General features: G+C 32.5%; 9 protein-coding genes. 3 read left to right on the top strand and 6 right to left on the bottom strand.

Annotated features, from left to right (window positions below):
• Positions 1–130 precede the first annotated feature (130 nt).
• The 3 genes from pckA to ACI32A_RS04550 all read right to left on the bottom strand — a co-directional run bounded on the left by pckA (position 131) and on the right by ACI32A_RS04550 (position 4973).
• A complete protein-coding gene (pckA, locus tag ACI32A_RS04560) occupies positions 131–1744 on the bottom strand; it encodes a phosphoenolpyruvate carboxykinase (ATP) (protein ID WP_439753848.1) in 1614 nt (537 codons plus the stop codon).
• Positions 1745–2137: 393 nt separating this feature from the next.
• Complete coding sequence (locus ACI32A_RS04555) at positions 2138–3055, bottom strand: ketopantoate reductase family protein (RefSeq protein ID WP_439753847.1); 918 nt, start codon at positions 3053–3055, stop codon at positions 2138–2140.
• A 1-nt stretch (position 3056) separates the two neighbouring features.
• Complete coding sequence (locus ACI32A_RS04550) at positions 3057–4973, bottom strand: aconitate hydratase (protein ID WP_439753846.1); 1917 nt, start codon at positions 4971–4973, stop codon at positions 3057–3059.
• A gap of 100 nt (positions 4974–5073) precedes the next feature.
• Here ACI32A_RS04550 and ACI32A_RS04545 point away from each other — a divergent pair, with 100 nt between their 5' ends.
• Positions 5074–6384, top strand: coding sequence for a citrate synthase (locus ACI32A_RS04545; protein ID WP_439753845.1), 1311 nt, complete (start codon positions 5074–5076; stop codon positions 6382–6384).
• Positions 6371–7582: an NADP-dependent isocitrate dehydrogenase gene (locus ACI32A_RS04540; protein WP_439753844.1), complete on the top strand. Its 1212-nt coding sequence runs from the start codon at positions 6371–6373 to the stop codon at positions 7580–7582. The genes ACI32A_RS04545 and ACI32A_RS04540 overlap by 14 nt, the downstream gene beginning before the upstream one ends.
• Here ACI32A_RS04540 and ACI32A_RS04535 read toward each other — a convergent pair.
• The 3 genes from ACI32A_RS04535 to ACI32A_RS04525 form a co-directional block, all read right to left on the bottom strand.
• Positions 7576–8199, bottom strand: coding sequence for a hypothetical protein (locus ACI32A_RS04535; protein ID WP_439753843.1), 624 nt, complete (start codon positions 8197–8199; stop codon positions 7576–7578). The genes ACI32A_RS04540 and ACI32A_RS04535 overlap by 7 nt on opposite strands.
• Before the next feature lie 157 nt (positions 8200–8356).
• Entirely contained in the window at positions 8357–8611 is a 255-nt protein-coding gene (locus ACI32A_RS04530) for a hypothetical protein (RefSeq protein WP_439753842.1), read from the bottom strand.
• Positions 8612–8659: 48 nt separating this feature from the next.
• Positions 8660–9502, bottom strand: a complete 843-nt coding sequence (locus ACI32A_RS04525; protein WP_439753841.1) for a hypothetical protein — start codon at positions 9500–9502, stop codon at positions 8660–8662.
• 149 nt (positions 9503–9651) lie between these two features.
• On the opposite strand from ACI32A_RS04525, the gene ACI32A_RS04520 reads away from it, so the two are divergent.
• On the top strand, positions 9652–10740 hold the full coding sequence (locus ACI32A_RS04520; RefSeq protein WP_439753840.1) for a S1C family serine protease: 1089 nt from the start codon (positions 9652–9654) through the stop codon (positions 10738–10740).
• The last annotated feature ends 71 nt before the right edge of the window (positions 10741–10811 follow it).

Genomic DNA, 10811 nt, shown 5'->3' with positions numbered 1-10811 from the left:
TTATATTTTCAAACTTTTTCATAAAAAATACTTGAATTTTATATAGTTAGCTCCATACCTTTATTATATGCCTTAATTTGTCATTATTCTTGTCAGAAAGAAAAAAAACAGTCAAAGACTGTTTTTTTAATTAAAGTTGAGGACCTGCTTTAACCAACGCTTTTCCAGCATCGTTTGTTGTATACTTCACAAAGTTTTTATTGAAACGAGCTGCTAAATCTTTAGCTTTTTCTTCCCATACACTTGCATCAGCATATGTATCACGAGGATCTAAAATATTTGCATCTACACCAGGTAATTCAGTTGGTACTTCAAAGTTGAAATATGGAATTGTTTTTGTTGGTGCATTTTGAATGTCTCCATTTAAGATTGCATCAATAATTCCACGAGTATCTTTGATAGAAATACGTTTTCCAGTTCCATTCCATCCTGTATTAACCAAGTAAGCTTTTGCTCCACTCTTTTCCATTTTCTTCACTAATTCTTCCGCATATTTTGTTGGATGCAATTCAAGGAAAGCTTGTCCAAAACATGCCGAGAAAGTAGGTGTTGGTTCTGTGATTCCACGTTCTGTACCAGCTAATTTAGCTGTAAATCCAGATAAGAAATAGTATTGTGTTTGTTCTGGTGTTAATACAGATACTGGAGGTAATACTCCAAAGGCATCTGCAGATAAGAAAATTACGTTTTTAGCAGCTGGACCACTTGAAACACCATTTACTTTTGAAGCAATGTTTTCAATGTGATTGATTGGATAAGAAACACGTGTATTTTCTGTTACAGATTTATCCGCAAAATCAATTTTTCCATTTCCATCGACTGTAACATTTTCTAATAAAGCATCACGACGAATCGCATTGTAGATATCTGGTTCAGATTCTTTGTCTAAGTTGATAACTTTAGCGTAGCATCCACCTTCAAAATTGAATACTCCATTGTCATCCCAACCATGTTCGTCATCTCCAATTAATAAACGTTTTGGATCTGTTGATAAAGTTGTTTTTCCTGTTCCAGACAATCCAAAGAAAATAGCAGTGTTTTCTCCGTTCATATCTGTATTTGCGGAACAGTGCATAGAAGCAATTCCTTGTAAAGGTAAGTAATAGTTCATCATTGAGAACATACCTTTTTTCATTTCTCCACCATACCAAGTATTGATAATAACTTGTTCATGGCTTGTGATATTGAAGGCAACACAAGTTTGTGAATTCAATCCTAATTCTTCATAGTTTTCTACTTTTGCTTTAGAAGCATTGTAGATAACGAAAGTAGGTTCGAAATCTTTTAATTCTTCTTCTGTTGGCTGAATGAACATATTCTTAACAAAATGTGCTTGCCAAGCCACTTCCATAATGAAACGAATGGCCATACGAGTGTCTTTATTGGCTCCACAGAAAGCATCAACAACATATAATTTTTTATTGCATAATTCATTCACCGCAATTTCTTTTACTGTTTTCCAAGTACTTTCAGACATTGGATGGTTGTCGTTTTTATAGTCTTCACTTGTCCACCATACAGTATCTTTTGAATTCTCATCCATAACGATATATTTGTCTTTAGGCGAACGACCTGTATAAATACCAGTCATGACATTAACCGCATCTAATTCCGTATTTACACCTTTTTCATAACCAACTAAATCTGATTTTGTTTCATCTTCAAACAATTGTTCATAAGTAGGATTGTAAACAATTTCAGTTGTACCTGTAATTCCGTATTTAGTTAAATCAATTGTACTCATTTCCTTTTCCTCACTTTCAAAGTAAATCTAAGCCATAATATCATGACCAAAAATTCACATTTCCTACAAATTATATTTGTTTTAGCAACTAAAATCAACGAGTTTTTCATAAAGTTTTCATGTATTTTTTTCAAGCGCTTACATTTATATTAATTTCTTCTTTTTATACAATTCTTTCATTTGGTTTCAATACATAATTTTTTTCTTTCCCAAAAAAGCGAAAACAAGAAATGACGGTATGCAACTGATAAGAGAAATTCTTTTATGAACTTATATATTCAAGTAAGTATTAATATTTTGGATAAAAAAAATGAGGAGTGCGTACTCTTCTTATTACTTATAGATATCTGTAAATAGTTATTCAACTGATATGAAAGGTCGTAAAGAATTACTTTACGACCTGAAATTTTTTTCAATTTTTAGAATGGAATCATATAGATTCTTTAACGTAGGACAATAAATTTGTTTTTGTTTTGCCAAAGGTAAAATCGTTCCTGAAAATAAATCTAATTCTGTTTTGCGATGTGCAATAATGTCTTGTCGCATACTTGGCATGCCTTCATCTGTCAAAGAAGAAAGAACATTTTTCCAGTTTTCAATATGTTCATCCGTTAATGCAATGCCATACGCATTAGCGACTTCTTTCACTTCTTTCATAGCTTGTACAAAAACATTTCGTAAAACACCATTTACTTTACATCCTCCATACGTTGAATAATACGCTGCACATGTTTGATTGATTCCACAGTTAAACATCAATTTATTCCATTGATCCAATACAATGTTTTCACACTTTCGAAATGGAATATTTGTAAAAGTATAAAACTGTTCTAATTTTTCACAAGCATCTCTTTCATCTTCAAATTCTTTTCCAAATAATAATTCACCTAAGACAGTAAATTTCACTTCATGATTCAAATATGTTGAATCCATTCCTTGAACAATGGTACGAATCACTTTATGATTGGGAAATGCTTTTCGTAATATTTGTTCAGAAGAAATGCCATTTAAACAAGACACAATAATTGTATCTTTTTTTAAAAAGTCTTTCATTAAAGAAATTGAGTCCATTAAGCCACTATATTTTGTTGAAATAAAAATCAAATCAACTTTTTGAAATTCCTCTACTCTCGTCACATATTTAAAATCTGTTTTCTTTCCGTTGCAAATTAAAGGAAAATTCTCATATTTTTCTTTTCTTTTTTCGTCGACAATATAAGCCATTTCGTCATTGGATAAAACAGAATGAAATAAGCTTCCATATAACGTTCCAATGGCCCCTCGACCAATCATTCCCACTGTTTTAATCATCTTATTGTTGATTGCGTATATAATTTAACGCGCCTCCTGCTTTTAAGATTTCAATGTCTTCATTAGAAAGAGATGTATTGACTTTAAAAGTTGTTTCCTTTGTCTTATTTTGAACAATTAAGACTGGATTTTCAGATAAATTATATGTATTTTCAATCACTAATTCATCCATAAAATCAATATTGTTATAGTCTTCTTTGTTTTCAAATTCACATGGAATAATTCCAAAATTCACTAAATTTGCTTTATGAATACGAGCAAAACTCTTGGCAATGACCATTTTTACACCTAAATACATAGGTGCTAAAGCTGCATGTTCTCTAGAAGAACCTTGTCCATAGTTTTCCCCGGCAACAATGATTCCACCTTTGTTTTCTTTACAAATTTGATCAAAATGTTCAATGTTGTTTTCAAACACAAATTCACTTAGTTTTTCAATATTCGAACGATAAGGAAGTACACGAGCTCCAGCTGGCGCAATGTGATCGGTTGTAATATTGTCTTCTAATTTGATAACAACTTTTTTATCAATGACATTACTCATCGCATCATTAACTGGAAGTGGCTTAATATTAGGTCCACGAATAATTTCCACTTGTTCTGGGTGTTGACTCGGTGCAATAATCATGGAGTCATCTACATAATATGGACTTTCTTCAATTGTATCGTCGTATTCTATCGTACTTGGATCACAGAAAACACCTGCAATCGCACTGGCTGCTGCTGTTTCAGGAGAAACCAGATATACACCAGCACTTAATGTCCCAGATCGTCCATAAAAGTTTCTATTAAATGTTCGTAAAGAAATGCCATCACTTTTTGGGGATTGTCCCATTCCGATACAAGGTCCACAAGTACATTCCAAAATACGAGCACCTGCCTGAATAAATGTTTTCAATGTTCCATTTTCCATTAATTTCATTAAAACCTGACGAGAACCTGGTGAAACCACTAAGCTGACATGATCGGCAATGGTTTTTCCTTCTAAAATTTTTGCAGCTTTCATTAAGTCTTCATATCCAGAATTTGTACAAGAACCAATGGCGACTTGATCGACTTTTTTTCCTTGTAAAGAAGCAATAGTTTGTACGGCATCTGGTGAATTTGGACAAGCTGCCATTGGTACTAATGAAGAACAATCAATTGTGATTTTTCCATCATAATGACAACCCGGATCAGCTTGCATACAAACATAGTCTTCTTCTCTTCCTTGTTGTTTTAAGAATGCATGAGTAACTTCATCGCTTGGAAAAATGGAAGTTGTTGCCCCTAATTCAGCACCCATGTTTGTAATCGTAGCTCTTTGATAAACAGTTAAATACTGCAAAGCATCTCCAGAATATTCAAATACTTTAGAAACGCCTCCTTTTACAGTTAATTGGCGCAATACTTCTAAAATAATATCTTTGGCACTGACACCATGTTTTAATTTCCCTGTTAATTCAATATTAATGACTTCTGGCATCACCAATCGATAAGGAATACCAGCCATTGCTTTGGCTACATCCAATCCCCCAGCACCAATGGCAATCATACCCATGGCCGAAGAAGTCGGTGTATGTGAATCCGAACCAATTAATGTTTTTCCTGGTTTAGCAAAACGTTCCAGATGAACTTGATGACAAATTCCATTTCCGGGTTTTGAAAAATAAATACCGTGTTTAGAAGCAACCGATTGAAGATATGCATGATCATCGGCATTCATATATCCACTTTGAAGCGTGTTATGATCTACATAGCTAATGGATTTTTCTGTTTTTACTTGATCTATGCCCATGGCTTCTAATTGCATATAAGCCATTGTCCCAGTGGCATCCTGTGTTAATGTCTGGTCCATCACAATTTCAATAGGTGACCCCTTAATCATTTCACCTTTCACTAAGTGTGCTCGTAAAATTTTTTGAGTTAAATTTTCCATAACGATTTCCTTTCAAATCAAACATTTTTTTCTATTATACACAAAAATGAAAATTTTTGAAAGAATTGTGATATACTTGAAAAAAAATAAGGAGGACGTTATGAAAAATTTACAAGACATTTATGTTCAACACGAACCCGATAACTTTATTGAGCCATCTCTATATCCTCGTTATCGTGTCAAACAAGGACTGCGAAATGACAATGGAACGGGTGTTAAAGTTGGACTCACCAAAGTCAGCCAAGTCATTGGATACAAAGATATTCATGGTCGAAAGACAAGTGTGGAAGGTCAATTGATTTATCGTGGATATTCTGTCAATGATTTAGTGGCTCATTTTGATGAAGACAATTTATTTGGTTTTGAACAAATTGCGTTTTTATTAATTTTTGGTGAACTCCCTACCAAAGAAGAACTTGAATCCTTTCATTATGAATTATTAACAAGAGCCACAAACACAATGACGGATTTCACTTATAAAACAAGCAGCATATTAAATGCGATGCAAATTGGTGTCTTGAAACTCTATGGAATGGATGAAAACCCAGACAATGATACATTGGAGCATCGTATGTTAAAGGGAATTCATATTTTATCAAGTATGCCACTATTTGTTTTTTCTTACTATACCGATGTTCATGCTAAAACATTCTGGGAAACCTATCCAAAACCCGATAAAAGTTTTGCGGAGAACATTCTCTACATGGCCAGAGAAAATCGTAAATATACGCAAAAAGAAGTGAGTCTGGTCGATAAATTATTAATTGTTCATGCCGACCATGGTGGTGGAAATAATTCAACATTTGCGGATGTTGTTATTTCAACAACGGGAACTGATATTTATTCTTGTATTGCTGCAGCTCTTGGTTCTTTAAAAGGGCCAAAACATGGCGGTGCAAATTTAAAGGTTTATGAACAATTTGAATATTTAATCAATGATATTGGATTTACAACCAATCACGATGTCTTAACTGAAGTTTGCAATAAAATGCTGGATAAAAATTATTTTGATAACAGTGGTTTAATCTATGGAATTGGTCATGCGATTTATACTTTAAGTGATCCAAGAGCCGAAATCATTCGTAAAGAATGCAAAGAGTTGGCACAGGAAAAAGGATGCATGCAAATGTTTGATTTCTTAGAAGCATTTGAACAAGCCGCTAAAGAAACCATGAAAAAAAGAAAAGGCATTACGGTTTGTGCCAATGTCGATTTCTATAGTGGATTTGCGTATCGTATGTTAGGATTTCGAAAAGAAATTTTTACGCCATTGTTTGCCATTGCACGTACTTCAGGATGGATTGGTCATCATTTAGAGTCTAGACAAAACGATCGAAAATTAATTCGTCCTGCCAATGTATATGTAGGAGAAATGAAAAAAGTAGAGGAGAATATTCATGGAAAAGATTAAAATGCAAACGCCATTAGTGGAAATGGATGGCGACGAAATGACTCGTATTCTTTGGAAAATGATCAAAGAAGAGTTATTAGAACCTTATATTGAATTAAATACAGAATATTATGACTTGGGATTGGAAAATCGAAACAATACCGATGATCAAGTTACGATGGATTCTGCTGTTGCGACGCAAAAATATGGTGTTGCGGTAAAATGTGCAACTATCACACCAAATCAAGCCAGAATGAGTGAATATAATTTAAAAGAAATGTGGAAAAGTCCTAATGGAACGATTCGTGCAGCTTTGGATGGAACTGTTTTTCGCTCTCCTATTATTGTAAAAGGCATTGAACCTTGTGTAAAAAACTGGAAAAAACCAATCACTTTAGCACGTCACGCTTATGGAGATGTCTATAAAAATACCGAAATGAAGGTGCCAGCTGGTAAAGCTGAACTTGTTTTCACAGATGAAAATGGAAACGAAACAAGAAAATTGATTCATGAATTTAAAGGAAATGGTGTAATACAAGGTATGCACAATACCAATGAATCCATTACATCTTTTGCTCGTTCTTGTTTCAATTATGCTTTAGCCACTAAACAAGATTTGTGGTTTTCTACAAAAGATACCATTTCAAAATTATATGACCATACATTTAAAGACATTTTCCAGGATTTATATGACAATGAATACAAAGAACAATTTGAAAAAGCCAATATTACATATTTCTATACATTAATTGACGATGCCGTTGCCCGTGTTATGAAAAATGAAGGCGGATTTATCTGGGCTTGTAAAAATTACGATGGCGATGTTATGAGTGATATGGTATCCAGTGCCTTTGGTTCATTGGCCATGATGACTTCTGTTTTGGTTTCACCAAGTGGTGTATATGAATACGAAGCCGCTCATGGTACCGTGCAAAGACATTACTACAAATACTTAAAAGGCGAAGAAACTTCAACAAATTCTGTGGCTACTATCTTTGCCTGGACAGGGGCATTAAATAAACGTGGTGAATTGGATGGAAATCTGGATTTACAGGAATTTGCCAAGATGTTAGAACAAGCAACCATTCAAACCATTGAAAGTGGACAAATGACCAAAGACTTGGCATTGATTACGTCTTTAGAAAATGTAACGGTTTTAAATTCTTATGATTTTATCAAAGCCATTCGAAATAGTTTAGAAAACTTGCTGAATCAATAAGCAAGTTTTCTTTTCTTTATATTTGACCAATCTCTATTTTCACACCAATACACAATTTCTTCTGTAACATCTAATACCATCGAAACAACTGTAGGACAAACCTCTTGTGATACTTTTTTTAATAATTTAAAACAATCATCTACATCAAATTCATCCGTGGCCTTTTCCAATATTTCTTTTGCGATCTGGTATCGATCCCATCCCATCCATGGATGTTGTAAAGAATCCATTTTAAATGGCGAATAATTTGTTAGAATCTGATACTTTGGTTTTTCATAATATTTATAGCCTTGACCAGGAATAATATGTAATACATTTCCTTCTTTATTTGAAATAGAAGACATAAAAGTCACTTCAGGAACCGAACAAATTGTCTCGTTTTCAACAATTGTTTTTATTTCCTGAAATGTTTTTTTCATTGTTAATAAATCTATATCCAATAAAAGTATATTTTTTTCACTTCCCTTTGGATTGCTTCTAGCATCAAAAGGCCAACATGTTGGCATTCCAACAAAATCTTTTCGTATGTTAGCTCCAAATAAAGGTAACCATCCTTCTTTAGAATCAAATATTTCAATGAATACACCTTTTTTCTCATTCGATATTCTATATTCCATACCTGATAAATCTAAATTCCATCCAACAAGTGTTTTTTTTTTGATTTAATACAAAACTCGTACACATATACGATCTCCTTTCATGTTTATTTTATGAAATACTTTATTAAAAAAATAGTCATGTAATATAGTATTTTGTGTCAATAAAAAAAGATGACTATTCATCATCTTCTAATAATTCACGATTCTTTAATGTTAAGATATAAGTTCCATCTACTGGATATGCTTCTTCTTTTTCAGATAAAATTTCTAAAGTACAAGGATGTCCTAATTGCTCTAAAATCTCTAATAATTTATCTTTACCTAATTTCTTTGTGATGGAACGACCACAAGCACAGTTTCCGTATTGATCTAAACACTGAATAATCCATTCTGGAATTTTATTTTGACTGGACATGATACTACCCTCCATAAAAACGTAATAGTATCATACCAATCCATAAATAAAAATTCAACTTTTTTATAAAAGAATATCGAGTAATTTCGAATAATATTTTGAATCGTTTAAAACAAATCGCAATGCTTTTTTAGCAATCATTCGAGATGTATCCACATCATTTTTTTGATAAATACAAGCCCATCGATAATAGATTTCATCTTTATTTTGGCAATCACGAATCACATATGAATAATAACAATCTCCTGTTTTATTTTCATTTTGAAGTATATAGAAATCTGCTACATCTAAAATCGCATTCACATCAAATTCATTATATAATTCCTTAAACTGCGCTAATAAAGAAAACAAAGTCTTTTCATAGGTTTTTACATCTTCAATAGATTGAATCCAGGTATTGGCTTGTTTCATATATTGTTGTGTTAAAGACATGATATTAACTTTAAAATTACGATTCACTTCTTCTATTTTATGAATATTTAATCGCTTGCAAACTTTTAATATTTCTTCAATGACTTCTTTTATATTATGTTGATTAGATGCAAACGAAAATTTTTCTTGCATTGAATTTTGAATTCGATTTAAGATAACAGAAATTAAATCTATGTCATAGCCATCTTTTTCAAATGAATACATATTCAAATCATATTCTTTCTTTAAATTCAAAAATATTTGTTCTGGACTGGATTGAATGAGTAAAGCCATATATTGTCCATAATCATAAGGGATTCCCATTGCCTGTGCACATCGAATACATGTATGAATGGAAATTCTATGATATTGATTTAGTTTTTCAGAAATTTGATGATCTTTATGATTTTCTTGATTTTCTTTTTTCTGATTTCTTTTTGAATCTGTTTTTGAAGCTTTTGTTGTTTTTTTTCTTTCCGGTTCATATTGATTCACAATTTAGTCCTCCGTTTTTTGTATTATATCATATATTCCATTTTTCACATAATTCACGTGAAAAAACAAAAAAATTTGATACATTTCATTATTTAATCCCATATTTTTGGTATATACTATGTTACATAAAATAAAAGGAGGAATTGATTATGCAAGAAATGCCACCTAAATTTAGAAAAAATACAATTCAAAACGTTTTAACCGTTATTATTTGTTGTGTTTTATCCGCTGTCATTGGATTTGTCAGTGGAAAATATGCGAATTCTTCAAGTTCAGGTGTTACCATTGTACAACAATCCAGTAAATCATCTGATGTTGAAATCCATGATGTAAGTGATATTGCCAAAAAATGTGGACCAAGTGTCGTTGAAATCACAACAGAATCAGTTTCGAGTGGAAATAGTTTCTATGGTCAATATATTTCTACAGGAGCTGGTAGTGGAGTTATCATTAGTGAAGATGGTTATATTGTTACAAATAATCATGTGATTGAAAATACGAATAAAATCACAGTTAAAACAAGCGATGGAACTCAATATGATGCTTCCTTAATTGGAACGGATTCACAAACCGACATTGCCATCATTAAAGTCGATGCCAGTGATTTAATTCCAGCTACGTTTGGTAAGTCTTCTGAATTAGAAGTTGGTAATGTAGTTGTTGCCATCGGAAATCCTTTAGGCGAATTAGGAGGAACTGTAACAACAGGTATTGTTTCGGCTTTAGAGCGTGAAATTACAGTTGAAAATGAAATGATGACTTTACTTCAAATTGATGCAGCCATTAATCCTGGTAATTCCGGTGGAGGTTTATTTGATTCGAATGGAAATTTAGTGGGAATTGTCAATGCGAAGGAAAGTTCAACTGGCGTTGAAGGATTGGGTTTTGCGATTCCAATTGATAATGTCATCGATGTAATTGATGAATTAATCAAAAATGGTTCAATTACGTCTCGTCCTGTATTGGGTGTGAGTTTATATGATGTAACAGATACAAATAATAAAAATTATGAAAATGGTGTCTACATTGTTCAAATTGTAGAAAATGGTGCCGCTGATAAGGCTGGTTTACAACAAAATGATCGTATTATTTCTTTTGATGGAAAAGAAGTTTCAACAGCTGCTGAAGTTAAATCCATTTTAAGAAGTCATCACATTGGAGATGAAGTGGAAATGGTTGTATCTCGCAATGGTAAAGAAGTGCATGTAACTGTGACATTACAACAATCTTCAAACTAAAAAGAAACTATAATGTTTCTTTCAGAGTGTTGACAAACCCCCATATCTTTTAATAAAGGTATGGGGGTTTC

The sequence above is a fragment of the Floccifex sp. genome, from assembly GCF_051873555.1.
In the GTDB taxonomy this organism is placed as follows: domain Bacteria; phylum Bacillota_I; class Bacilli_A; order Erysipelotrichales; family Erysipelotrichaceae; genus Floccifex.
The sequence above is the reverse complement of the archived record's forward strand: the minus strand, read 5'-3'. Positions and strand labels throughout refer to the sequence as shown.